The organism is Nonomuraea sp. NPDC049309 (assembly GCF_043196965.1).
Classification (GTDB): Bacteria; Actinomycetota; Actinomycetes; order Streptosporangiales; family Streptosporangiaceae; genus Nonomuraea; species Nonomuraea fastidiosa.
In genome coordinates this window covers 90611-114223 of the sequence record NZ_JBICSH010000006.1, presented here as the reverse complement: position 1 = coordinate 114223, position 23613 = coordinate 90611, and the positions used below count along the sequence as shown (strand labels likewise).

Here is a 23613-nt window from a genome sequence, read left to right as displayed (position 1 = left end):
ACTACGGCGATACTTCCCGATGTGTCCCCTCGGGATTTCCTTAAACGCTTCAGTGGACTCGTGACCGAACGTGGCCCTCGAGGGGGAGATTCACATGAATTCTTTATCTGGTGCTGCGCCGGACCACGCCAGTTGGCATGATTACCCTCACGAATCCTGACGCATCAGCTCATAACCTCCCGACGCGCACCACATCCCCCAGCGTTCGCATCCACAAGAGGACCGGCCCGTGTCTCAGCCGCTCACCGATCAGCGCCGGCGCGCAGAACTGATCGCAGAGCTTTACGACCGCCACGCCGCCGGGCTGTTCGCGTACTGCGCCGACCAGCTCGGCGATCTCGGCGCGGCGTCCGACGTCCTGGCGGCCGTGCTCAACGGAGTTCCGGACACCGCGCCGCCGCGCGCCGCCCTGTACGCGTTCGCGCGCCGCGAGATCCACCGCAGGGACATCGTCTACACGCCCCCTGCCGTCGATCCGTTCATCGACCCGGCCACGGCGCTCGTCGAGCGCGCCCTGCGCGAGCTGCGCCCGCACCAGCGCGAGGTGCTGGTGCTGTGCGCGGTGTGCGGGCTGAGCAAGGACGAGCTGGCCTGGGTGCTCGACGTCGCACCCGACACCGCCGAGGAGCTGACGGCCGCGGCGGGGCAGCAGTTCCGCCAGGCGCTGGGCACGGCACTGGCCTCGACGGGGACGCGCCTGCCCAAGCCGGTCGCCGACGTCTACGGCGCGCTGCGGGTCGCGCCGCTGCCCGACGTGCTCGGCCGCCTGCCGTGGCCACAGCCGCCCGGGGCGCTGCGCATCCACTTCGCCGGCTCGCGCCCGGCCGCGCCGGGCCCGCTGTTCACCAAGCCGCGCTGGCCCAGCCCGCCCGTCTGGCCGCAGCCGCCGGCCGAGGCCGACCCGGCCACCAGCACCGTGATCTTCCCCGCCGAGCTGCTGACGCCGCCCGCCTCGTCGCGCAGGCCCGAGCACGACGCCACCACGGCCCCGATGCCCAAGCTGCGCGACCCGCTCAGGCCGCCGGGCGACATCCTCGACCCGGATCTGCCGCTGCGCGACCCGCTCGGCTCCACCCGGCCGTTCCGGGACCCGCGCACCGGGCTGCCACTCGGCGAGCATGGGTCCGCCCGCGATCCGCGCGACGTCGGCGACGTGCCGGCCTGGCCCGGCACGACAGCGGGCAGCACGGCAGACGGAGCCGCGGGCAGCGCGGGCAAGCCGGTGGAGCGGCCGTTCTACCTGGCCGAGCCTGCGCCCAGCGCGACCGATCCGTTCATGACCGGCGATGTGATCCTGCCGAAGGACGCGCCGGATCCGTACATGACGGGCGACGTGCTCGTGCACAAGGGTCCGGCCCGGCCGGCCCCACGGCCGAAGCGGTCCGACCGGCGGCCGCCCTCCCTGGAGCCGCAGCCCACGCCCGAGGAGTTCCTCCGCCTGCCGGAGACGCCGCTCGGCGCGGTGCGGACGCCGGATGCGGTGCGCGAGCCCGCCGCGCCGCTGTTCCAGCCGCGCACCCGGCCCGGCGAGCGGCCGGACGGGCCGGCGCGCCGCGCCTCCGGGAGGCAGGCCGCCAAGCGCGAGCGGCACGGCAAGCCCGCGGACGAGCCCGTCTACCGGCTCCCCGAGCGCCCGTCCGCACCGGAGCCGGGAGGCCAGGCCGTGCAGGCGACCGCCCAGGAGGCCGGCGCCGTTCCAGGCTCCACCGGCACGGCGGAGCGGCGGGTCGTGCGGGAGACCCCGCGCGAGGCCGGGGCGCGGGCCGTCCGCGAGCTGGTGTTCGAGGCGGGCTGGCAGGAGACGTCGCCGATCGCGCCGCGTCCGGTGCGGGCGCGTCCCGTGCCCAAGCGCCGTCCCGAGGTGACCCGCCGCCCGCCGAAGCAGCGCCGCAAGGACCGCCACTATGACTGGGTGTGGGAGGCGGCCGGGTTCCTGCTCTGCGTGGCCATCGCGATGATCGTCTTCTTCTCGATGCCGAGCGTCCTCGGCCCCTGACCTTCCCCGGAACCCTCGGGGAAGGTCCTCAGCCGGCGGTCAGGATCAGCCCGCTGGTCGGCACGCCGGTCCCGGCCGTCACCAGGACGTTGGAGACGTCCGGGATCTGGTTGGCCGCGGTTCCCCTGATCTGGCGGACGGCCTCGGCGATGCCGTTCATGCCGTGGATGTACGCCTCCCCGAGCTGCCCGCCGTGCGGGTTGACCGGCAGGCGGCCGTCCAGCTCGATGCCCTCGTCGCGGACGAAGCCCGGGGCCTCGCCGCGCCCGCAGAAACCCAGCTCCTCCAGCTGGGTCAGCACGAACGGGGTGAAGTGGTCGTACAGGATGGCCGTCTGGACGTCGGCCGGTGACAGCCCCGACCTCTCCCAGAGCTGCCGGCCGACGACGGACATCTCCGGCAGGCCGGTCATGTCATCGCGGTAGTAGCTCGTCATCATCATCTGCTCGGCCCCGGCCCCCTGCGCGGCGGCGGCGATCAGCACGGGCGGCCTGCGCAGGTCGCGGGCGCGCTCGGCCGAGGTGACGACCAGGGCGACCGCGCCGTCGCTCTCCTGGCAGCAGTCGAGCAGGTGCAGCGGCTCCACGATCCACCGGGACGCCTGGTGCTCCTCCAGCGTGATCGGCCGGCCGTGGAACCAGGCGGCCGGGTTCGTGGCGGCGTGGCGGCGCATGGCCACCGCCACCCGGCCGAAGTCCTCGGAGGCGGCGCCGTACACGTGCATGTAGCGGCGGGCGAACATGGCGACCCAGGCGGCGGGCGTCATCAGCCCGTACGGGACGTGCCAGCTCATCTCCAGCCCCTGCGAGGTGGACTGCCCGGTCAGGCCGGAGCTCGGCTGCCCGAAGCGGCGGCCGGAACGCTCGTTGAACGCCCGGTAGCAGACGACCGTGCGCGCCATGCCGGTCGCCACCGCCATGGCCGCGTGCGCGACCGTGCCGCAGGCCGCGCCGCCGCCGTACTCGACGCGGGAGAAGAAGGTCAGCTCGCCGATGCCGGTCTCCCTGGCCACGGCGATCTCCTGGTTGACGTCCTGGGTGAAGGTGACCAGGCCGTCCACCTCGGCGGGCGGCAGTCCCGCGTCGTCCAGCGCGGCCAGCACGGCCTCGGCGGCGAGGCGCAGCTCGGTGCGTCCCGACCGCTTGCTGAACTCGGTGGCGCCGATGCCCGCGATCGCGGCGGTCACGACGCCTCCCCCGGCGTGAAGCGGACGGTGGCCGTGGCGTGGTCGCCCAGGCTGACCCGGCCGCGCACCCGCACGACCGGCTCGCCGTCCGCGCCCTCCACGACCGTGCCGGTGAAGGTCAGCCGGTCCCCCGCGTACGCGGGCACGCCGAGCCGCACGTCGGTCGACCTGATGACCGCGCCGGGCCCCGCCCAGTCGGTGACGTACCGCTGCACCAGGCCCATCGTGGTGAGGATGTTGAGGAAGATGTCCTTCGAGCCCTGCGCACGGGCCAGCGCGGGATCGTGGTGCACGGGTGTGAAGTCCCTGGTGGCCAGCGCCGTCGAGATCACCATGGTCGGCGTCAGCTCGATGGTCAGCTCGGGCAGCTCCGTGCCGATCATGCGGGCTCCCATCTCGGCAGCACCAGCTCGGCGTCCATCGCGTCGAACCGTACGCGTAACCGCATTCCGACCTCCACGTCACCGGGCGCGCATCCGACGACGTCGCCCACGACACGGACGCCCTCGGCAAGCTCGACCACCCCCACCACGAACGGCGCCTCGCGCCCCGGCACCGGCGGATGGTGATGGACGACGTAGCTGAACAGCACGCCATCGCCGCTCGCCACCGTGTAGCCACGGTTCGCCGAGCGGCAGCGCCGGCACAGCGGCCCCGGCGGGTGGCGCAGCTCGCCGCAGTCGGCGCACGCCTGGATGCGCAGCTCCCCCTTCTTGGCGCCGTCCCAGAAGAACGCGGTGTCGTCACTGACGGCCGGCCGCAGCGGGTACGGCCCCTGCTCCTCCTTCGGCTCCGGGCGGAACTTCAGGACGCGGAACATCATCGTGGCGACCGGCTCGTCCTCGTCGGTGTACCAGGTGACGTTCCAGGTGGCGAAGTAGCCGACGCCCAGGGCGGTGCGCTTGGGACCCGACAGCCCCGACAGCCGGGTGGCGGGGGTCAGCCGCTCGCCCACCCGCGCGTACCGGTGGTGGGTCTGCTCGCAGTTCGTCGCCACCACGCCCGTGTAGCCGCTGCGGTCGAGCGCGGCCAGCAGCTCGTCCACCGGGGAGCGCTCCCTGCCCGCGCCTGGGCCGCGCATCGTCCACACCTGGGCCATGGCGGGCGGGGCGAGGCCGCGTTCGAGGTAGACGGGGTTGGCGTCGCCCATGGCGGCCAGCCAGTGGCGGATCATGGGGACGTTGACGGGGTCGTCGGCGGGGGCGCCGCGCACCTCCCCCAGCGCCGCCTGCCCGGCGGCCAGCTCGTGCAGCTCCGCGTCGCTCAGGGAAGGGGACCTCATCGGGGCGGCCTCGGCAGGCTCAGGCCCAGCATGGCGATCAGCTCGCGCTGCACCTCGTTCACGCCGCCGCCGAACGTCAGCACCACCGCGCCCTTGGCGGCGCTGTCGGTGCGCTCGATCAGCTCGGCGGTCTCGGGGTCGGAGGGGTCGCCGTATCGCGCCAGGACGTCGCCGACGATCCTGCCCGCCTCCTGCATGCGCTCGGAGGCGTAGATCTTGGTGGCGGAGGCGTCGGGCGCGCCCAGCCAGCCCAGGTCCATGGTGGCCGCGACCTGCCAGTTGAGCAGCTCGTTGGTGCGGAACGCGGCCCACACGGCGGCCAGCGCCCGCCGCACGCCCGGCTCGGCGTCCAGCCCCGTACGGCGTGCCCAGGCGCGGAACCGGTCGTAGACCTGGCCGAGGTTGCCCGCCGGGCCGAGCGTGACCCGCTCGTGGTTGAGCTGGTCGACGATGAGGTCCCAGCCGCGGTCCACCTCGCCCACCACCATGTCAACGGGGACGCGCACGTCGGAGTAGTAGGTGGCGTTGGTGTGGTGGCGGCCGTCCATGGTCACGATCGGCGTCCACGAGAAGCCGGGATCGGTCGTGTCGACGATCATCATCGTGATGCCCTTGTGCCGCTTGGCCTCCGGGTTGGTGCGGGCCGCGAGCCAGATGTACCGGGCGCGGTGCGCGCCGCTGGTGAAGATCTTCTGGCCGTTGACGACGTAGTGGTCGCCGTCGAGCACCGCCGTCGTCCGCAGCGCGGCCAGGTCGGTGCCCGCCTCCGGCTCGCTGTAGCCGATCGCGAAGTGGCACTCGCCGGCCAGGATGCGGGGCAGGAAGAAGTCCTTCTGCCGCTCGGTGCCGTAGTGCATGAGCGTGGGGCCCACCGTCTGCACGGTGATGATCGGGTACGGCACTCCGGCGCGGGCGATCTCGTTGGCGAAGATCTGCTGCTCCAGGGGGCCGTAACCGCCTCCGCCGTACTCCTTGGGCCAGCCGATGCCGAGCTTGCCGTCCCTGCCGAGGCGGCGGCAGTGCTCCATGTACGCCTCGCCGAACGGATCGGCGGCGATCTCGGCCCGGTCCTCGGCGGTCAGGCAGGAGCCGAAGTACTCGCGCAGCTCGTCGCGGAGCCTGCGCTGCTCGGGAGTCAGGTCGATGTACATCAGACGAGCGCTCCGATCAGGTCGAGCTGGGCGTCCGCGCCGCCGAGCAGGTGGGACAGGTGTCCCGCCTGGGCGAAGTAGCGGTGCAGCGGGTAGGTCGCGTCGAGGCCGAGCCCGCCGTGCAGGTGCTGGCAGGTGTAGAGCGCCTTGACGGCCTCGCCCACGTGGTACGCCGCGAGCGCCACGTCCCGCCCGGCCGGCAGCCCTTCCGACAGCCGCCAGGCCGCCGACCACATGGCGACGTCGAGCGCCCGGCCGGCGATGTAGACGTCGGCGATCTGCATCGTCACCGCCTGGAACTCGGCCAGCGCCCGCCCGAACTGCCTGCGCCGCTTGATGTGGCCGGTGGTCAGCTCCAGCGCGCCCGCGAGCACCCCGCTCGCCTGGGCGGCGACCGCCGCCGTGAACACGTGCGCCGCGTCGTGCGCCGCCTCGGGGCCGGCGATCCGCTCGGCCGGGGCCGCCTCCAGCGCGATCGTGGCGGCCGGCTCGCCCGTCGAGGTGTGCTCCGGCGTGCCCGCCGGGCTCTCCACCAGGAACAGCCCCTGCTCCGCCGTCACCAGCACCGCGGCGCCGTCCGGATACGGCACCCGCGTCTTGCGCCCGGTCACCGTCCAGCCGTCCCCTGCCTGCACGGCGGTGGTGCGGGGCGGGGCGTGCAAGGGTGCGCCCGGTTCGCGTACGGCGAGGGTGAGCCGCGCGCCCGGCGGGCGCTGCAGGTCCCGTGCGCCGTGGCGGGCCATGATGAGCTGGGCGGCGAGCAGCGGCAGCGCGGGCAGCGCCGCCGCGCGGGCGCCGACCTCACGCAGCACCACGGCCATCTCCACGGGGCCGAGCCCCGCGCCGCCCGCCTCCTCCGGCACGCACACGCTGAGCAGGCCGGCCTGGGACAGCCGCTCCTCGTCCACATCCTTCGCCAGCACCTCGGCGGCGAGCCGCTGCAGCTCCCGCTGGGTCTCGTCCAGGTTGAAATCCACGTCCGCATCTCCAAGAGGTGTCGCCTGCCGTGCCGTACGAGGTCCTCCTCCATGTCCTTGACGTCCGCGCCGCTTGACGACCTTGTGCGAGGGGGTGCCCGGCCGGCGTCCCACCGCCGATGAGGAGGCCCAGGTCGGGAGGGTTCTCGCTGAGCACGCCGACGCTCCCCCAGCAAGCGCTAGGTACGCTGACCTGCAAACTAGAACAGATTCCAATGAGTGTCCAGCGGCAGCCCTCCGCGATATGGCATGAGATGTCCATGTAACGCCGTGGACATGGGCCGATAGGGCCGCTTTGTTGACCCGCGAGTAACAAGCGGTACCGTCACCGAATCAAGTAACGTGTTCTCATGCGTTCCACGCAGGCCACCATCGCAGCGCCCCCCAGCGACTCCGAGGGCACCATGGAAAACCCTTCCGCCCCGGGCGGGCACAGCGTACGCACGCGCAGCCAGCACCAACGCCGCAAGCGCATCATCCAGGCCGCGGCGGCGCTGGCCTCGCGGGGCGGCGTCGAGGCCATGCAGATGCGTACGGTGGCCGAACGCGCGGGCGTGGCGCTCGGCACGCTCTACCGCTACTTCCCCTCCAAGATGGACCTCGTCGTGGCCGTCGTCGGCGAGGAGCTCGACCTGCTGGAAAGCAGCATCGAGCGCCGCCCACCGAGCGCCGCCACCCCCGCCAGCCGCGCGGTCGACGTGCTCATGCGCGCCACGCGGGGGCTCATGCGCGAGCCCGAGCTGGCCGACGCGCTCATCCGCTCGCTGATCATGGCCGAGGTGCAGACCCCCTTCGGCGACCGCATGACGGGCCTGCTCCTGCGCGTCTCCGCCGACGGGCTCACCCTGGAGGAGGCCGGCGAGGAGCAGATCGACCTCGCGGGATCGCTGGCCAGCGTGTGGGTGCAGGAGCTGCTGGAGATGTTGCGGGGGCGGCGCACGTACGACCAGATCCAGCGCCGCATCGAAACCGCCGCCACCCGCCTCCTCGCCGACATCTGACCCGCCCGACCGGCACGACGCCTCTGCCCGACGGACGCCCCGAGCAGCGGCGCGGCGCGCCACCACAGCCCCCCGGAGCTCCGGCCGCCCAGCGGCCACCGCCCCACCGCGCGCAGCCCGCAGGAGCCGAGCGGGACGGCACCCCCAAACGGGCGGGCGCCCCAGCAGCGAGTCGCCCCATCACGCGCGCTCCGCAGCAGTCGGGTGGGTTGCGAGCGGGCAGCAGCCCCTGCGCGGTGAGCGCCCCGGGCGTGCGGCGTCCAGGCCGTAGGGGAGGCGGGGCGGGGCGGTTCTGTCGGTGGCGGCGGCTATACAGGGGTGTATGACCGACAAGCCGACGAGCGAGGACTTCCTCCGCTTGGCTGATCCGATGCGGCGCGAGCTGTTCGCGCACTGCTACCGTATGATGGGCTCGGTGCACGACGCCGAAGACCTCGTGCAGGAGACGTACCTGCGTGCGTGGAAGGCGTACGAGGGCTTCGAGGGCCGTTCGTCGCTGCGCACGTGGCTCTACCGCATTGCGACGACCACGTGCCTGACGGCGCTCGACAGCCGTGACAGACGCCCGCTGCCGACCGGGCTCGGGGCGCCCAGCCAGGAGGCGACCGCGCCGCTCGTCCGCGACGAGGAGGTGCCGTGGCTGGAGCCGGCGCCCGATGACCTGCTGGGCGCCGGGGCCGACGACCCGGCGGCGATCGTGACCTCGCGCGAGAGCATCAGGCTCGCGCTGATCGCCGCACTGCAGCATCTGCCGCCCCGCCAGCGCGCGGTGCTGGTGCTGCGCGACGTGCTCAAGTGGAAGGCGGCCGAGGTGGCCGAGGCGGTGGGAGTCTCGACGGCGGCGGTCAACAGCCTGTTGCAGCGGGCCCGCGCCCAGCTCGACGAGGTGGCGCCGAGCCTCGACGACCCGGTGGGGCCGCTGACGCCGGAGCAGCGGGAGCTGCTCGACCGTTACGTCGCCGCGTTCGAGAACTACGACGTCGACGGCCTGGTCCACCTGTTCACCGAGGACGCGGTCTGGGAGATGCCGCCCTTCGTCGGCTGGTACCAAGGGCCGAAGACGATCGCCGAGCTCACCAGGACGCAGTGCCCGGCCGAGCGGGCGGGCGATCTGCGCCTGGTGCCGGTGGCGGCGAACGGCCAGCCGGCTTTCGCGGTCTACCTCCGCGAAGACGGCGTCTACGGCCGGTTCGCCATCATGGTGCTGACCCTGTCGGGCGACCGCGTCGGCCACGTCGGCATGTTCTTCGAGGAGAAGCTGTTCGACGCGTTCGGCCTGCCGCCGAAGTGGGAGGGTTCCGAAACAAACTAGAACCGATTACAGTCGCGCCAGAGCATCCGTCTGGAGGCGGCTATGGGCACACCCGTGATCGTCGAGGCCGTGCGCACCCCCATCGGCAAGCGGGCCGGCCGGCTGGCGCACCTGAAACCGCAACAGGTTCTGGCCACGGCGCTGAACGGGTTGATCGACCGCGCGGGCATCGACCCCGCGAGCGTCGAGCAGGTGTTCACCGGCTGCGTGACGCAGGCGGGCGAGCAGGGCGGCCACGTCGGCAGGCACGCCTGGCTCTATGCGGGCCTCCCCCACGAGACCGGCGTCACCACGGTCGACGCCCAGTGCGGATCGTCGCAGCAGGCGGTGCACCTCGCGGCGGCGCTGATCGCGGCGGGCGTGATCGAGGCCGGCGTGGGCTGCGGGGTCGAGGTCATGAGCCGGGCGCCGCTGGGCAGCAACGTCCACCCGGCCGAGCCGCGTCCCGACGACTGGAGCATCGACCTGCCCGACCAGTTCACGGCGGCCGAGCGCATCGCGCGGCGGCGCGGGCTGACGCGCGAGCGGCTCGACTGGTTCGGGGCGCGCTCGCAGCGGCTCGCCGCCAAGGCGTGGGCGGACGGGCGGTTCGAGCGGGAGATCGTGCCGGTCGGCGACGTACGCAGGGATCAGGGCCTGCGCGAGACCACCGTCGAGGGCCTGGCCGGGCTGAAGCCGGTGGTGGAGGGCGGGCTGCACACCGCCGGCACCTCGTCGCAGATCTCCGACGGCGCGGCGGCCGTGCTGGTGATGAGCGAGGAGGCGGCGCGGCGGCACGGGCTGCGTCCCCGGGCGCGGATCCTGGCGCAGGCGCTGGTGGGCGCGGAGCCGTACTACCACCTCGACGGGCCGGTGGCGGCGACGGCGAAGGCGCTCGCGACGGCGGGGATGACGATCGGCGACATCGACAGGTTCGAGGTGAACGAGGCGTTCGCGTCGGTCGTCCTGTCGTGGGCGAGCGTGCACGAGCCGGACTTCGACCGGGTCAACGTCAACGGCGGCGCGATCGCGCTCGGCCACCCGGTGGGCGCTACCGGCGCCCGCCTGATCACGACGGCGCTGCACGAGCTGGAGCGCGCCGGCCTCGGCACCGCGCTCGTCACGATGTGCGCGGGCGGCGCGCTGGCCACCGCGACCGTCCTGGAACGCATCGGCTGACCGCACGTCCACCACGAGGCACCACGGAGCACCACGGATCGGGGGCACATGAAGACCAGGCGCAGACCGTACGCGGAGCAGCGTCCGCAGGACCTCGGCGGTGGTGTGTGGAGCGTGCCGGTGCCGATCCCCGGCAACCCGCTCGGCTACACCCTCGTGTACGCCGTCGAGTCCCCCAGAGGTCCCCTGCTGATCGACGCCGGCTGGAACCACCCCGACGCCTGGGACGCGCTCTCCGGCGGCCTGGCCCTGCTCGGCATCGACGTGAGCACGGTGAGCGGGGTGGTCGTCACCCATTTCCATCCCGACCACGCCGGCCTCGCCGGGCAGGTCCGCGAGGCGTCCGGCTGCTGGATCGCCATGCACGAGGACGACGCGGCGCTGGTCAGGCTCATGGCCGAGTACGCCGCGAGCGAGCACGACGACTTCCAGAGCGACATGCTGCGCCGGGCGGGCGCCGACCCGGGCGAGGCCAGGCAGGCCACGGGCCCCAGGCCCGCGCCGCCCGCCATGCCCGACCGCGAGCTGCGCGACGGTGACCTGGTGGACCTGCCGGGCCGCACGCTGCGGGCCGTGCACACGCCGGGCCACACGCCCGGCCACATCTGCCTGCATCTGGAGGACGCGGACCGGCTGTTCACCGGCGACCACGTCCTGCCCGGCATCACCCCGCACGTGGGCATCTACCCCTACGATCGCGACGACGTCGATCCCCTGAGCGACTTCCTGGCCTCGCTCGATCGCGTCGCCGACCTCTCCGCGTCGTGCGGCCCGCTCGACGCGCTCCCCGCGCATGAGTGGATATTTCCGGATGTTGCGGCGCGCGCCGCCGAGATCCGCCACCATCACGAGGAGAAACTGGAACGGCTGCGCGACCTGCTCGCCCGGCAGGCGCAGCCGCTGACCATTTGGGAGGTCGCCGCGATGATGACGTGGAACCGGCCGTGGGACGAGCTGCCCCCGGCCTTGCGAGGCATGGCGGCCGGGGAGGCCGCCGCCCACCTGCGTACGCTGGAGGCACGCGGCCAAGTGCGCCGGCACGCAGGGGTCGATCCGGTCCGCTTCCAGGCCCTAAACTCCTAGACATCCGATGTCTAGGGAGAAGAATGTGGCGGTCACCGACGCGGCCATCGACAAGATCAAGCAAATGATCGTCTCGGGCGAGCTGGCGCCCGGCGACCGCCTGCCCAAGGAGGCCGACCTCGCCGAGCGGCTCGGCCTGTCGCGCAACTCGCTGCGCGAGGCCGTGCGCGCGCTGTCCCTGATCAACGTGCTCGACGTGCGCCAGGGCGACGGCACGTACGTCACCAGCCTGGAGCCCCGGCTGCTGCTGGACACGATGTCGTTCGTGCTCGACCTGCACCGCGACGACACCGTGCTGCAGTTCTTCGAGGTACGCCGCATCCTCGAACCGGCCGCCACCGCGATGGCCACCGAGCAGATGACCGACGCCGACATCGAAGAGCTGCGGGTGATCCTCGAGAAGCTGCCCGACGAGCCGACGGTCGAGGAGCTGGTGGCCAACGACCTGGAGTTCCACCACCGCATCGCGCAGGGCTCGGGCAACAGCGTGCTGTGCTCGTTCATCGAGAGCCTGTCGGGGCCGACCACCCGGGCCAGGATCTGGCGCGGGCTCACCCAGGAGGGCGCGATGGACAAGACGCGCGAGCAGCACACCGCGATCTACGAGGCCATCGCCGCCCGCCAGGCCGACGTGGCGCGCTCATGGGCGACCGTCCACATCGCGGGCGTCGAGGCCTGGCTGCGCCGGGCCCTGGAGATGGACTGACACCGCCGACACATCGGAGGAATCCCCCGTAGTGGATCAGCCCGGGAGGGTCCACCCACCACCCACCCCGGGCGCTCCCCGTCGCCCAGCCCGGCTCCTTGCACAACAACACCCCGGCTCCTTTCCCGGCCCCACCCCGGGCTCTCCCCGTCGCCCGGCCCCAGCCCCTTGCACCACCCACCCCCGGCTTCCCCGGTCGCCCCGCCGCGACCTTCCCCGCGACGCCCGCCCCTTCCCCCAACGGATCCCCGCTCCTCCCGCGCCGTCCCGCTCTAGGCGCTTCCGCGACACCCTCACCCCACTCCCTCCGCGACGAGCCGGCAAGGTGCTCGGAGTGCGGCGAAGTGCGGACGGCGGTGCATGCCCACGACGGCGAGACGCGGACGATCGGGGGGCGTCATTGCGGGTAGGTCCGGTCATGTGCCCGACAAACTGACGAAGTATCGGAGCAAACGCGACCCCGGCCGCACACCTGAGCCCGTCCCCGACGCCCCATCCGCCACCCCGGGCGGCAACGCGTTCGTCATCCAGGAGCACCATGCCCGCTCCCTCCACTGGGACCTGCGCCTCGAACGCGACGGCGTGCTCGTCTCCTGGGCGGTGCCCAAAGGCCTGCCCGCCGACCCCGGCACCGACCACCTCGCCGTGCACACCGAGGACCACCCGATGGAGTACCTCACCTTCCAGGGCGAGATCCCCAGGGGCGAGTACGGCGGCGGCACCATGACCGTCTGGGACACCGGCACGTACGAGACCGAGAAGTGGTCGGACCGCGAGGTCAAGATCGTGCTGAACGGCGAGCGGGCCGGCGGACGGTTCGTGCTGTTCAAGACCCGGGGCGACAACTGGATGATCCACCGGATGGGCGCGGCGGTCCGTGATCCGTTCCCCGGTCTTGAGCCCATGGAGCCGACCGAGCGGGCCAGGCCGCCCAGGAACGCCGCCGGCTACGCCTTCGAGTTCGCCTGGGGCGGGCGGCGGTTGCTGGTGCCGATCGACGGCGGGCGTACCGAGGCGGCCCGCGAGCACCCGTGGCTGCGCGAGCTGGCCGAGTCGTTCGGCAGCCGCACCGCCGTGCTGGACGGCGAGCTGGTCACGCTCGGCGGCGCGGAGCTGCTCGTCTTCTACGACCTGCTGTACGACGACGGCCACGCGCTGACCGCCGAGCCCTACACCGTGCGGCGGGCCGCCCTGCAAGCGCTCGGCCTGACCGGCGGGCGCTGGCAGACCGCGCCGTCGTGGCCGGGCGAGTTCGCGCCGGTCCGGCAGGCCGCGAAGGAGCAGGGGCTGCCGGGGGTGGTGGCCAAGCGGCTCGACTCCCCGTACGAGCCGGGCCCGTCGCAGTCCTGGCTGTTCATCCCCTCCTGAACGACCGGTTCCCGGCTACAGCAGTCCCTCCGACGCCAGGTCCTCCCACAGCTCGTCCGGGACCGGCCGCTCTCGCAGGGCCGCGTTCTCCCGCACCTCCTGCGGGCTGCGCGCGCCCACGACGATCGTCGCGACCGCCGGGTGCCGCAGCGGGAACGCCATCGCCGCCTGCGGCAGCGTGACGCCGTGGCGCTCGCACACGGCGGCGATCCGCCGGGCCTTGGCGACCACATGCTCGGGTGCGGGCAGGTAGTCGAAGGTGCCGCCCGGCTCGTGGGTGGCCAGCAGCCCGCTGTTGAACACCCCGGCGGCGAGCACCTTGACGCCCCGCCGCGCGCACTCCTCCAGCAGCGGCAGGCCGGACTGGTCGAGCAGCGTGTAGCGTCCGGCCAGCATGACCACGTCGATGTCGGTCTCGCGGACGAAGCGCAGCGGCACCTGCCACTGGTTCATGCCGACGCCGACCGCGCGGATGCGGCCCTCGGCGCGCAGCTCGGCCAGCGCCGGGTACGCCTCCTTGATCGCCTGGTCGGCGTGGTCGTCGGGGTCGTGGATGAAGGCGATGTCCACGCCGGGCAGGCCGAGGCGGCCGAGGGATTCGGCCAGCGAGGTCCGTACGCCGTCGGCGGAGAAGTCCCACACCCGCTCCAGGTCGTCGGGCTCGGCGAAGCCCAGCTCCTCGCGCCCGCCCGGCGCGTCACCCGATCGCGAGCCGGCCGGCCGCAGCAGCCGGCCGACCTTCGTCGACAGCAGGTAACCCGACCGGCCGGCCAGCGCCGCGCCGATCCGCCGCTCCGACACGCCGAGGCCGTAGTGGGGGGCGGTGTCGTACAGGCGGATGCCGCTCTCCCAGGCGGCCTCGACGGTGGCGCGCGCCTGGTCCTCGTCCACCGCGTCGTAGAGGTTGCCGATGGGAGCGCCGCCGAAGCCGACGCGGGGCAGCTCGATCCGGACCATCAATCCTGTGCCTTTCCTCCGGCGATTCTGCTGATCATGAGCGCGACGAGGATGATGGAGCCGTAGATGACCGGCTGCCAGAAGCCCGAGACGCCGATGAGCGTGAGGATGTTCTGCACCAGGCCGATCACCAGCACGCCGGTGAGCGCGCCGAGGATCGTGCCCTTGCCGCCGTCCATGCTGACACCGCCGATGACGGCCGCGGCGAACACCATGAAGATCCAGCCGACGCCCTGGTTGTTGCCGATGGCGCCGAGCCTGCCGGTCTCCAGCACGCCGGCCAGCGCGGCGAGCGTGCCGCCGAGGATGAACACGCCGTACAGGACGCGGTCCACCCTGATGCCGGCGGCGCGGGCGGCGTCGAGGTTGCCGCCGATCGCGTACAGGGCGCGGCCGAGCCGCAGGTAGCCGAGGCCGAAGATGCCGGCCGCGAACAGCACCCCGGCGATCCAGACCGAGGCCGGCAGGCCGAGCCACGTGGCGCTGCCCAGGTAGAGGATCGAGTCGGGGAGCTGGAACAGCGTCTTGCCCTCGGTCGGTCCCTGGAGCAGCCCGTGCACGATGATCAGCATGGCCAGCGTGACGATGAACGCCGAGAGCTGGAACCTGATGATGAGGAAACCGTTGAACGCGCCGATCGCGGCCCCGATGAGCAGCGCCAGCGGGATCGCCAGCGCCCCCGGCAGCCCGATGCCGAACCCGCCGGCCGACACCGGGATCACCAGCATCACCGCGAGCGCGGGCGCGGTGCCGACCGTCGACTCCAGCGACAGGTCGAACTTGCCGGCGATCAGGATCATCGCCTCGGCCAGCACCAGCAGCGAGATCGCGGCCTGCTGCTGGAGCACGTTCGTCAGGTTGCCCGGCGTCAGGAAGGTCGGGTCGAGGAACGCGCCGACGATGAGCAGCAGCACGATCACCGGGACGAGCGTCAGATCGCGGAACCTGGCCAGCCGCACCCGAGGGGCCGGAGCCGTCAAAGCAGTCACTCTTCCATGCCTTCCATCACGGCCACGAGCTCGTGGTCACTCCAGCCACGCGGCACCTCCTTGACGACCCTGCCGTGGAACATCACCAGCACCCGGTCGCAGATCCGCAGGTCGTCGAGCTCGTCGGAGACCACCACGGCCCCCGCGCCGCGCTCGACGGCGTCCTCGACGGCGCCGAGCAGGGCCTGCTTGGCCTTGACGTCGACGCCGGCGGTCGGGTTGATCACCACCAGCACGTCCGGGTCGTCCACCAGCGCCCGCGCGAACACCACCTTCTGCGCGTTGCCTCCCGACAGGTCGCCCACCGGCTGATCGGGGCCTTCCGTCTTGATGTCGAGGGAGGCGATGAGCCGCTCGGTCGTGGCGCGCCGCCGCGCGGGCGAGACGACGCCGAAGCGGCCGAGCTTGCGGGCGATCGGGAACGTGGCGTTCTCCCCCACCGACAGCAGCGGCACGAAGCCCTCGCGGTGGCGGTCCTGCGGCACGAACCCGAGCCCGGCCCGCATCGCCGCCGGCACGTCGCCGGGCTTGACCCGGGTGCCGTTGACGGTGACCGTGCCGGTGTCCGCCTTGCGCAGGCCGACCAGGGTCTCGGCGAGGCTGACCTTGCCGCTGCTCGCCGAGCCGGCCAGGCCGACGACCTCGCCGGACCTGACCGCGAGGTCGACGGCGGAGTAGCGGCCGTCCAGCGACAGCCCCTTGCCCTCCAGCACCACGCGCTCGCCCGGCGTGTGCTCGCGGGCCTGATACTCGCTCGTGGCCTCGCCGGTCATCGCCGCCACCAGCTCGTCGTGCGGCAGGTCGGCGACCGGCCTGGTCAGGACGTGCCGGGCGTCGCGGAACACCGTGACGCTCTGGCAGATCTCGTAGACCTCGTCGAGGTGGTGAGAGATGTACATCATGGTCACGCCCTGCTCGCGCAGCGAGCGCATGCGCGCGAACAGGCGCTCGATCGCCGGCCCGTCGAGCCGCGCGGTGGGCTCGTCCAGGATGATGAACCTGGCGCCGAACGACAGCGCACGGGCGATCTCCACGAGCTGGCGCTGCTCGACGCCGAGGTCGCCGGCCAGCGCCTGCGCGTCCACGTCCACCTCGTACGTGTCCAGCAGCTCCCTGGCCCTGGCCCGCAGCGCCCGCCAGTTGATCTTCTGCCTGTCGGACTGGCGGTTGAGGAACAGGTTCTCGGCGACGGTCAGGGCCGGGATGATCGTGGACTTCTGGTAGACGCAGGCCACCCGCCGCCGCCAGGCGTCACGGTCGCCGAGCGGCGGCGCGGGCTCGCCGGAGAAGCGCACCTCGCCCTCGTCCGGGCGCTGCAGCCCGGTCAGGATCGACACCAGCGTGGACTTCCCCGCGCCGTTCCTGCCGACCAGCGCGTGCGTCTCGCCCTCGGCGATCGCGATGTGCGCGCCGTCGAGCGCGGTCGTCGGGCCGAAGCGCTTGACCACGTTCCTGGCTTCGACGTGAACGTTCATCACTGGGCCTGGTTGCCCCAGAGGGCCTTGTCGTCCACGTTCTCCTTCGTCACGAGCGGCGCGGGGAGCTGGTCCTCCAGGCCGTTCGGAAGCTGGATGATCGTGCTGTCATGGTCGGTCGGGCCGGGTTCGAACGTCTTGCCCTCGGCCGCGGCCTTGGCGTAGTAGAGGGCGTACTTGGCGTACAGGTCGGCCGGCTGCGAGACCGTCGCGTCGATCTCGCCCTTGCGGATCGACTCGAACTCCTGCGGGATGCCGTCGTTGGAGACCACGAAGATGTGCTTGGGGTCGTCCGGCGGGACCAGCAGGCCCTTCTGCTTGAGCACCTGCAGCGTCGGCGCCAGGTGCACGCCGCCCGCGTGCAGGTAGATGCCCTTGATGTCGGGGTTCTGCTCCAGGCGGGTCTGCAGCATCGACGCGGCCTTGGTGCCCTCCCACTCCGTCGGCTCGCTGAACACCGTGATGCCGGGGAACCTGGTCTTCATGCAGTCCAGGAACGCCTCCGACCTGTCGCGGCCGTTGATCGAGCCGAGCGAGCCCTGAAGCTGCACCACCTTGCCCTTGCCGCCGAGCTTCTCGCCGAGGAACTCGCAGGCCTTGGTGCCGTACGCGCGGTTGTCGGCGCGTACGACCATGTAGACCTTGCCCTTGTCGGGACGGGTGTCCACGCTGACGACCGGGATCTTCTTGTTCTCCAGCTGCTGCAGGATGTTGGCGACGGCGCCGGTGTCCTGCGGGGCCATGACGATGACCTTGGCGCCCTGGCCGATGAGCGCCTGCACGTTGTTGACCAGCTTGGCCACGTCGTTCTGCGAGTTCGTGGCGGGCATGAGGTCCACCCCGAGCTCTTCGGCCATCTGGGGGACGTACTTGATGTAGGAGTTCCAGAAGTCGGAGTCGGCGCGGGGGTGGTCGATGCCGACCTTTCCGCCGCCGCCTCCTTCTGCCGTCGTGGCGCCTGAACCGCACGCGGTCACGGCCGCCAACAGGGCCGCTGCCGCGACCGCCCGTCCGAACTTCATGGGGGGTACCTTCCTTAGTCGCCTGGCCCTCCGGTCGGAGGACCGCCGGCTCTTCGTCGCCCGGCCCTCAGGACGGAGGACCGGTCGGCCGGCGGCCTCGCGGGTCGCCGGCCACAGGTCGGGGCCTTCGCACGCCTCCCGCCGCCCGGTCGGCGGGCCTTCGGGGTCGCGGGCCTGTCAGGTGGATGGACGCGGGTGGAGGTACTTCGCGGTCTTCAGGTGGATGGGCGCAACCGCAGGCCCTGCATGCCGCCGTCCACCGCGAGCGCCGTGCCCGTGGTCGAGGCGGACTCGGGACCGGCGAGGTAGGCGATCGCCGCGGCGACCTCCTCGGCGGTGACCAGGCGGCCCATGGGCTGCCTGGCGTTGAGCGCCGCGCGTTCGGCCTCGGGGTCGTCGGCCGCCTCCAGCAGCCTGGCCACCCACGGGGTGTCGGCGGTGCCGGGGTTGACGCAGTTGACGCGGATGCCCTCGTGCAGGTGGTCGGCGGCCATCGCGAGCGTCAGCGACAGCACCGCGCCCTTGGTGGCGCTGTAGAGCGCGCGCTGCGGCAGCCCGGCGGTGGCGGCGATCGAGCAGGTGTTGACGATCGCGGCGTGCTCGGATCGACGCAGGTACGGCAGCGCCGCGCGGGCCACCCTGACCATGCCGACGACGTTCACGTCGAAGACCCGGTGCCACTCCTCGTCCGGGTTGTCCTCGATCGTGCCCTGCGCGCCGATGCCGGCGTTGTTCACCAGCACGTCGATGCCGCCGAGCCGCTCGGCCGCCTCGGCGACCGCGGCCCGCACCGCAGCGTCGTCCGTGACGTCCGCCTTGATCCCGATGAACGGCTCGCCCGGCGGGTTGAGGTCGAGGCAGGCGACCCGCATGCCGCGGTCGTGCAGCGCCGAGGCCGCCGCCAGGCCGATGCCCGAGCCGCCGCCGGTCACGATCGCCTTCAGGCCGTCACTCATGCGTCGTCACCTCCATGGGAGTCCGTCCTCCAGACCTCGCCGCCGGGGAAGGTGTGGGCGGCGATCGACTCCGGGCGCATCTCCGCGCTGAAGCCCGGCCGCGACGGCGCCACGTACCTGCCGTCCTTGATGACGACGGGGTCGACGAAGTGCTCGTGCAGGTGGTCGACGTATTCGATGACGCGGCCGTCCATCGTGCCGCTGACCGCCACGTAGTCGAACATCGCCAGGTGCTGCACCAGCTCGCACAGCCCCACGCCGCCCGCGTGCGGGCACACCGGCACCCCGAACTTGGCCGCGAGCAGCAGGATCGCGAGGTTCTCGTTCAGCCCGCCGACGCGGGCGGCGTCGATCTGCAGGTACGACAGCGCCCCGGCCTGCAGCAGCTGCTTGAACACGATGCGGTTCTGGACGTGCTCGCCGGTCGCCACCGGGATCGGCGCGATGCCGCGCGCGATGGCCGCGTGGCCGAGGATGTCGTCGGGACTGGTCGGCTCCTCGACCCAGTGGGGGTCGAACTCGCGCAGCGCGTTCACCCACGCGATGGCCGAGCCGACGTCCCAGCGCTGGTTGGCGTCGATCGCGATGGGGAAGCCGTCGCCGCAGACCTCCCTGGCGACCCTGAAGCGCCGCCGGTCGTCGTCGAGGTCCGCGCCGACCTTGAGCTTGATCTGGCCGAACCCCTGCTCAAGGGCCTCCTTGCAGAGCCTGCGCAGCTTCTCGTCGTCGTAGCCGAGCCAGCCGGGCGAGGTCGTGTACGCCGGGTAGCCGCTCTCCCGCAGCCGGGCGATGCGCTCCGCCTTGCCGCTCTCGGCCGCCCGCAGGATCGCCAGCGCCTCGCCCCTGGTCAGCGCGTCGCTCAGGTAGCGGAAGTCGATCAGCTCAACGATCTCCTCGGGCGACATGTCCGCAAGCAGCCGCCAGATCGGCTTGCCGGCCCGCTTCGCTTTGAGGTCCCACAGCGCGTTGACCACGGCGGAGATCGCCATGTGCATGACGCCCTTCTCCGGGCCCAGCCAGCGCAGCTGCGAGTCGTTGATCATCTCGCGGTAGAGCGCGCCGAGGTCCTCGACGTCCTTGCCGATCACGTACGGCCGCAGCGCGCCGATCGCCGCCGTCTGCACGTCGTTGCCGCGGCCGATGGTGAACGCGAAGCCGTGGCCCGCGTGGCCGTCGTCGGTCCTGAGCACCACGTACGCGGCCGAATAGTCGGGGTCGGGGTTCATGGCGTCGGAGCCGTCGAGGTGGCGGGAGGTGGGGAAGCGCACGTCGTGCGTCTCCATCTCGACGATCCGGTACGCCGTCGTCGCGCCCGTCATGCCTGGCCCACCGTCTGGCGCTGGCGGCCCAGCCCCTCGATCTCCAGCTCCATGACGTCGCCGGCGCGCAGGTACGGCTGGTCGGGGCGGCCCATGGCGACCCCGGCGGGCGTACCGGTGTTGATCACATCGCCCGGCTCCAGCACCATGAACCCGCTCAGGTACCGCACGATCTCCGCCACGTCGAAGATCATGTTCTTGGTGTTGCCGTCCTGGCGCAGCTCGCCGTTCACCCACAGGCGCATCGCGAGGTCCTGCGGGTCGCCCACCTCGTCCGCCGTCACCAGCCAGGGGCCCAGCGGGTTGAACGTCTCGCATGACTTGCCCTTGTCCCACTGGCCGCCGCGCTCAAGCTGGAACTCGCGCTCGGAGACGTCGTTGGAGATCGCGTACCCGGCGATGACCTCCAGCGCCTCCTCCCGGCTGCCGAGATAGCGCGCCTTGCGTCCGATGACGATGGCCAGCTCCACCTCCCAGTCGGTCTTCACGCTGCCGCGAGGTACGAGCACCTCGTCGTACGGGCCGACCATGGTGTTGCTCGCCTTCATGAACACCACCGGCTCCGCCGGCACCGCGGCCCCCGATTCGGCGGCGTGGTCGCTGAAATTAAGCCCGATACACACGATTTTTCCCGGCCGCGCGATCGGAGCTCCGACCCTCAGCCCTTCTGCCTCGACGACGGGCAGGTCACCTCGTTCCAGCGCCTCCCGCACCCGCGCCACACCGCCGGAGGCGAGAAAAGCCCCGTCGATCTCGGGCTCGCCAATGTCACGCAGGTTGCCGGCGTCGTCCATGACCACCGGTCGCTCCTGGCCGACAGGTCCTACTCGCAGCAGCTTCACACCGCATCCTTCGCCTATACATCGGATGTCTCGCCTCACGATGCTCGTCCGGCCTTGTGCAACGTGTCAAGGGCCAGCCTCCGAGACGCCCTCTCCACACGCCCTGGACACAGGTGTCGTCCGATGTTTCGCGACACCACGGGAACTGGGGCCAGCCGGAAGCCCCAGCGGCGGGAATGCGCCCGCCCCAGCCCTTCACACCACCGGCGACGCCATTCCCGAGCCGGAAACCACCAAGCCCCTGACCGAAACCTTCGCCCCCCTTTCTTAGGTCGGCCTCCGAGCTTTTTCGCGCGAAATCGGCCGCCGAACGGGAATGCAGCGGGAAGGACCGGCGGCCGTCCTTGACGGGCGTACAGCCACGTAATAGAACACGTTTCAGGAATCGCTTGACCAAGCGCTTGACCTACGAGGTGACCGCGTGCACATCGACCTGGTCGACAGGGACCTTTACGCGACCGCAGGACCCCCTCACGCCCAGCTCGCCTGGCTGCGCGCGAACTCACCGGTCCACTGGCACGACGGCGAGCCGGGCTTTTGGGCCGTGACCCGCTACGACGACGTCGTCCACGTGTCGCGGCACTCCGAGCTCTTCTCCTCCCACCGCAGGCTCGCCCTGTTCGACGAGCTCGACGAGGACCAGATCGCGCTGCAACGCCTCATGATGCTCAACCAGGACCCGCCCGAGCACACCCGGCGGCGCGCCCTGGTGAACCGGGGATTCACCCCGCGCACCATCGGCGCACTCGAACAGCACATCCGCGATATCTGCGACGACCTTCTCGACAAGGTGTCCGGCGAGGCCGACTTCGTCACCGAGATCGCCGCGCCCCTCCCCCTCTACGTGATCTGCGAACTGCTCGGCGCTCCCGTGGCCGACCGCGACAAGCTGTTCAACTGGTCCAACCGCATGATCGGCGCCCAGGACCCCGACTACGCCCCCGGCCCTGGGGAGGGCTCCGACGCGGCCATGGAGGTGTACGCGTACGCCAACCAGCTCGCCGCGCAGCGCCGCGCCGCCCCCAGGGACGACATCGTCACCCGGCTCCTCCAGCCCCATGAGAACGGCGAAACCCTCGGCGAAGACGAGTTCGACCTGTTCGTCCTCCTCCTCGTCGTGGCCGGCAACGAGACCACGCGCAACGCGGCCTCCGGCGGCATGCTCGCCTTCTTCGAACACCCCGACCAGTGGGACCGCCTGGTCGCCGACCCCTCCCTCGCCAAGACGGCCGCCGACGAGATCGTCCGCTGGGTCTCGCCCGTGAACCTCTTCCGCCGCACCTCCACCACCGACCAGGTGCTCGGCGGCCAACGAATCAAGGAGAACGACAAGGTCGTCGTCTTCTACGCCTCCGCCAACCGCGACACCTCCGTCTTCCCCGACGCCGACGTCTTCGACATCGGCCGCGACCCGAACCCTCACATCGGCTTCGGCGGCGGCGGCGCCCACTTCTGCCTCGGCAACCACCTCGCCCGGCTCGAACTCCGCGTCCTCTTCGAACAACTGGCCCGCCGTCGCCCCCGCATCCGCCGAACCGGCGCCGCCCGCCGCCTCCGCTCGAACTTCATCAACGGCATCAAAGAACTCCCCGTGAACATCGACTGACCCCTGCGCCCCCCGCACACGGCAAAGCACACAAAGGACGCCCGCACACAACACAACCAACCCCGAGGACGGCCCGTGCGGGGCCTGCCCCAGGCACCGGCACGGGGTGCCGACCCGAGCAGCACAGCGCACACAGCAAGACGGGACAACCTGAGCCCCAGAACCGCCTGTAAGCCGGAGCGATCGCACACCTGAACAGACGCGCCTGCACCGCCGCGCTGGGCTGGCGTGTGCTGGGCGCCCCAGACAGCGAGCGCCTCACAGACCAGGCACGCCAGCTCAGCGGCCATGCTCTGAGGGCAGCTCCCACACGGACGCCGAGCCGACCCGGAAGGCAAACGTGGGCAGGATGAGCTCGCGGGCTAGGAGGCGGCCAGCTGACCGGCCGAGGCCGGAGACGGCCAACTGACCGACCGGGGCGAGAGGCGGCCAGCCGACCACCCGAGACGAGAGACGACCAGCCAACCACCCGGTGTGGGAGGGTGGCGATGGGTGGGTCAGCGGTAGCGGGATCTTCGGCGGGCCGCGCGGATGCGGGCGAGGATGCGGCTGGTGACCTGGGGGCCGGGGCGCCAGCCTTGCTCGATCAGGGTGTCGGCCACCTGGTGGAGGAGGTCGGCGATCTGGGCGGGGATGACGTCTCGGCGGACGGCGATCACCCGCCAGCCCTGGCGGCGCAGCTCCTCTCTGCGGTCGGTGTCGCGTTGCTGGTCGGCCGGCGAGGTGTGGTGTTCGCGCCCGTCGTACTCCACCGCGACCTTGAACTCCTCCCAGCCCAGGTCGAGATAGGCGCAGCGGTTCTCGTCCAGCTGCACCTTGATCTGGGTGGTGGGTCTGGGGAGGCCGCCGTCCACGAGGATGACCCGCAGCCAGCTCTCCCGAGGGGAGCCGGATCCCTTGTCGACGAGGCTGAGCGTGTCGCGCAGGCGCCAGGAGTTGAGCGGACGGTGCCACAGCGCTTCCATGTCGACGCCCCGCCGCGCGAACTGGTCGAGGATGGCCACCGCTTCCGTGCGAGGCAGCCGGCGGGCGCAGTCGAGAGCCGTGCGCTCCCTGGTCGTGAGGCGGACGCCCTTGTGGTCGGTGACGTCCTCACGCGGGAGCGGGGCCAGGTACGTCACGCAGTCGGCGACCGCCAGGTAGGCGGGAGCGATCACCTCGACGGGCCACTCGGGCTCGGGGGTGGTCAGCGCCTGCAAGCCCCAGATGTGAGCGGCTGTCCGCCCG

At 71.9% G+C, this 23613-nt stretch carries 21 protein-coding genes; 8 read left to right on the top strand and 13 right to left on the bottom strand.

Annotated elements, in window-relative coordinates; translation table 11 throughout:
- Positions 1-229: 229 nt before the first annotated feature.
- The gene (locus tag ACGFIM_RS32240) at positions 230-1996 is read left to right on the top strand and encodes a hypothetical protein (protein ID WP_393208108.1); all 1767 of its coding nucleotides are present in this window, start codon (positions 230-232) and stop codon (positions 1994-1996) included.
- A gap of 28 nt (positions 1997-2024) precedes the next feature.
- On the opposite strand, the gene ACGFIM_RS32235 is transcribed toward ACGFIM_RS32240, so the two are convergent.
- From ACGFIM_RS32235 to ACGFIM_RS32215, 5 genes are read right to left on the bottom strand one after another with little or no spacing between them, the layout of a single operon-like run.
- Complete coding sequence (locus ACGFIM_RS32235) at positions 2025-3182, bottom strand: lipid-transfer protein (RefSeq protein ID WP_393208105.1); 1158 nt, start codon at positions 3180-3182, stop codon at positions 2025-2027.
- The gene (locus ACGFIM_RS32230; protein WP_393208102.1) at positions 3179-3565 is read right to left on the bottom strand and encodes a MaoC/PaaZ C-terminal domain-containing protein; all 387 of its coding nucleotides are present in this window, start codon (positions 3563-3565) and stop codon (positions 3179-3181) included. Before ACGFIM_RS32230 ends, ACGFIM_RS32235 begins: the two co-directional genes overlap by 4 nt.
- Positions 3562-4464, bottom strand: a complete 903-nt coding sequence (locus ACGFIM_RS32225; protein WP_393208099.1) for a bifunctional MaoC family dehydratase N-terminal/OB-fold nucleic acid binding domain-containing protein — start codon at positions 4462-4464, stop codon at positions 3562-3564. The genes ACGFIM_RS32230 and ACGFIM_RS32225 overlap by 4 nt, the downstream gene beginning before the upstream one ends.
- Complete coding sequence (locus ACGFIM_RS32220) at positions 4461-5615, bottom strand: acyl-CoA dehydrogenase family protein (protein WP_393208096.1); 1155 nt, start codon at positions 5613-5615, stop codon at positions 4461-4463. Before ACGFIM_RS32220 ends, ACGFIM_RS32225 begins: the two co-directional genes overlap by 4 nt.
- Positions 5615-6592 (bottom strand): acyl-CoA dehydrogenase family protein, encoded by a 978-nt coding sequence (locus ACGFIM_RS32215; protein WP_393208093.1) that lies wholly within the window; start codon positions 6590-6592, stop codon positions 5615-5617. Before ACGFIM_RS32215 ends, ACGFIM_RS32220 begins: the two co-directional genes overlap by 1 nt.
- 350 nt (positions 6593-6942) lie before the next feature.
- On the opposite strand from ACGFIM_RS32215, the gene ACGFIM_RS32210 reads away from it, so the two are divergent.
- The 6 genes from ACGFIM_RS32210 to ACGFIM_RS32185 all read left to right on the top strand — a co-directional run bounded on the left by ACGFIM_RS32210 (position 6943) and on the right by ACGFIM_RS32185 (position 13220).
- On the top strand, positions 6943-7593 hold the full coding sequence (locus tag ACGFIM_RS32210) for a TetR family transcriptional regulator (RefSeq protein ID WP_393208090.1): 651 nt from the start codon (positions 6943-6945) through the stop codon (positions 7591-7593).
- A 322-nt stretch (positions 7594-7915) separates the two neighbouring features.
- The gene (locus tag ACGFIM_RS32205) at positions 7916-8905 is read left to right on the top strand and encodes a sigma-70 family RNA polymerase sigma factor (protein ID WP_393208087.1); all 990 of its coding nucleotides are present in this window, start codon (positions 7916-7918) and stop codon (positions 8903-8905) included.
- Positions 8906-8947: 42 nt separating this feature from the next.
- A complete protein-coding gene (locus ACGFIM_RS32200) occupies positions 8948-10063 on the top strand; it encodes a steroid 3-ketoacyl-CoA thiolase (protein WP_393208084.1) in 1116 nt (371 codons plus the stop codon).
- A gap of 48 nt (positions 10064-10111) precedes the next feature.
- The gene (locus ACGFIM_RS32195; RefSeq protein WP_393208081.1) at positions 10112-11146 is read left to right on the top strand and encodes an MBL fold metallo-hydrolase; all 1035 of its coding nucleotides are present in this window, start codon (positions 10112-10114) and stop codon (positions 11144-11146) included.
- A gap of 25 nt (positions 11147-11171) precedes the next feature.
- Positions 11172-11852 carry a FadR/GntR family transcriptional regulator gene (locus ACGFIM_RS32190; RefSeq protein WP_393208078.1) on the top strand — a complete coding sequence of 227 codons (681 nt, stop codon included), beginning with the start codon at positions 11172-11174 and terminating at the stop codon, positions 11850-11852.
- A gap of 420 nt (positions 11853-12272) precedes the next feature.
- Positions 12273-13220: a DNA polymerase ligase N-terminal domain-containing protein gene (locus ACGFIM_RS32185; RefSeq protein ID WP_393208075.1), complete on the top strand. Its 948-nt coding sequence runs from the start codon at positions 12273-12275 to the stop codon at positions 13218-13220.
- Between the two features lie 15 nt (positions 13221-13235).
- Here ACGFIM_RS32185 and ACGFIM_RS32180 read toward each other — a convergent pair whose 3' ends face one another.
- The 7 genes from ACGFIM_RS32180 to ACGFIM_RS32150 form a co-directional block, all read right to left on the bottom strand.
- On the bottom strand, positions 13236-14177 hold the full coding sequence (locus ACGFIM_RS32180) for an aldo/keto reductase (protein ID WP_393208072.1): 942 nt from the start codon (positions 14175-14177) through the stop codon (positions 13236-13238).
- Entirely contained in the window at positions 14177-15166 is a 990-nt protein-coding gene (locus tag ACGFIM_RS32175; protein ID WP_393208069.1) for an ABC transporter permease, read from the bottom strand. Before ACGFIM_RS32175 ends, ACGFIM_RS32180 begins: the two co-directional genes overlap by 1 nt.
- Complete coding sequence (locus tag ACGFIM_RS32170) at positions 15163-16641, bottom strand: sugar ABC transporter ATP-binding protein (protein ID WP_393208066.1); 1479 nt, start codon at positions 16639-16641, stop codon at positions 15163-15165. Before ACGFIM_RS32170 ends, ACGFIM_RS32175 begins: the two co-directional genes overlap by 4 nt.
- The gene (locus ACGFIM_RS32165; protein WP_393208063.1) at positions 16641-17663 is read right to left on the bottom strand and encodes a sugar ABC transporter substrate-binding protein; all 1023 of its coding nucleotides are present in this window, start codon (positions 17661-17663) and stop codon (positions 16641-16643) included. Before ACGFIM_RS32165 ends, ACGFIM_RS32170 begins: the two co-directional genes overlap by 1 nt.
- Positions 17664-17878: 215 nt before the next feature.
- Complete coding sequence (locus tag ACGFIM_RS32160) at positions 17879-18619, bottom strand: SDR family NAD(P)-dependent oxidoreductase (RefSeq protein WP_393208060.1); 741 nt, start codon at positions 18617-18619, stop codon at positions 17879-17881.
- On the bottom strand, positions 18616-19938 hold the full coding sequence (locus ACGFIM_RS32155; RefSeq protein ID WP_393208057.1) for an enolase C-terminal domain-like protein: 1323 nt from the start codon (positions 19936-19938) through the stop codon (positions 18616-18618). Before ACGFIM_RS32155 ends, ACGFIM_RS32160 begins: the two co-directional genes overlap by 4 nt.
- On the bottom strand, positions 19935-20780 hold the full coding sequence (locus tag ACGFIM_RS32150) for a fumarylacetoacetate hydrolase family protein (protein WP_393208054.1): 846 nt from the start codon (positions 20778-20780) through the stop codon (positions 19935-19937). Before ACGFIM_RS32150 ends, ACGFIM_RS32155 begins: the two co-directional genes overlap by 4 nt.
- Positions 20781-21201: 421 nt before the next feature.
- Between ACGFIM_RS32150 and ACGFIM_RS32145 the strand changes: the two genes are divergently transcribed.
- Positions 21202-22386 (top strand): cytochrome P450, encoded by a 1185-nt coding sequence (locus ACGFIM_RS32145; protein WP_393208051.1) that lies wholly within the window; start codon positions 21202-21204, stop codon positions 22384-22386.
- A 497-nt stretch (positions 22387-22883) separates the two neighbouring features.
- Here ACGFIM_RS32145 and ACGFIM_RS32140 read toward each other — a convergent pair whose 3' ends face one another.
- Positions 22884-23585 (bottom strand): DUF559 domain-containing protein, encoded by a 702-nt coding sequence (locus ACGFIM_RS32140; RefSeq protein ID WP_393208048.1) that lies wholly within the window; start codon positions 23583-23585, stop codon positions 22884-22886.
- Between the last annotated feature and the right edge of the window lie 28 nt (positions 23586-23613).

What these genes read in the sequence shown, in the direction of transcription:
- ACGFIM_RS32180 (WP_393208072.1), bottom strand. Translation starts at nt 14,177, where the DNA reads ATGGTCCGGATCGAGCTGCCCCGCGTCGGCTTCGGCGGCGCTCCCATC.
- ACGFIM_RS32205 (WP_393208087.1), top strand. Translation starts at nt 7,916, where the DNA reads ATGACCGACAAGCCGACGAGCGAGGACTTCCTCCGCTTGGCTGATCCG.
- ACGFIM_RS32195 (WP_393208081.1), top strand. Translation starts at nt 10,112, where the DNA reads ATGAAGACCAGGCGCAGACCGTACGCGGAGCAGCGTCCGCAGGACCTC.
- ACGFIM_RS32170 (WP_393208066.1), bottom strand. Translation starts at nt 16,641, where the DNA reads ATGAACGTTCACGTCGAAGCCAGGAACGTGGTCAAGCGCTTCGGCCCG.
- ACGFIM_RS32230 (WP_393208102.1), bottom strand. Translation starts at nt 3,565, where the DNA reads ATGATCGGCACGGAGCTGCCCGAGCTGACCATCGAGCTGACGCCGACC.
- ACGFIM_RS32225 (WP_393208099.1), bottom strand. Translation starts at nt 4,464, where the DNA reads ATGAGGTCCCCTTCCCTGAGCGACGCGGAGCTGCACGAGCTGGCCGCC.
- ACGFIM_RS32200 (WP_393208084.1), top strand. Translation starts at nt 8,948, where the DNA reads ATGGGCACACCCGTGATCGTCGAGGCCGTGCGCACCCCCATCGGCAAG.
- ACGFIM_RS32220 (WP_393208096.1), bottom strand. Translation starts at nt 5,615, where the DNA reads ATGTACATCGACCTGACTCCCGAGCAGCGCAGGCTCCGCGACGAGCTG.
- ACGFIM_RS32210 (WP_393208090.1), top strand. Translation starts at nt 6,943, where the DNA reads ATGCGTTCCACGCAGGCCACCATCGCAGCGCCCCCCAGCGACTCCGAG.
- ACGFIM_RS32160 (WP_393208060.1), bottom strand. Translation starts at nt 18,619, where the DNA reads ATGAGTGACGGCCTGAAGGCGATCGTGACCGGCGGCGGCTCGGGCATC.
- ACGFIM_RS32155 (WP_393208057.1), bottom strand. Translation starts at nt 19,938, where the DNA reads ATGACGGGCGCGACGACGGCGTACCGGATCGTCGAGATGGAGACGCAC.
- ACGFIM_RS32165 (WP_393208063.1), bottom strand. Translation starts at nt 17,663, where the DNA reads ATGAAGTTCGGACGGGCGGTCGCGGCAGCGGCCCTGTTGGCGGCCGTG.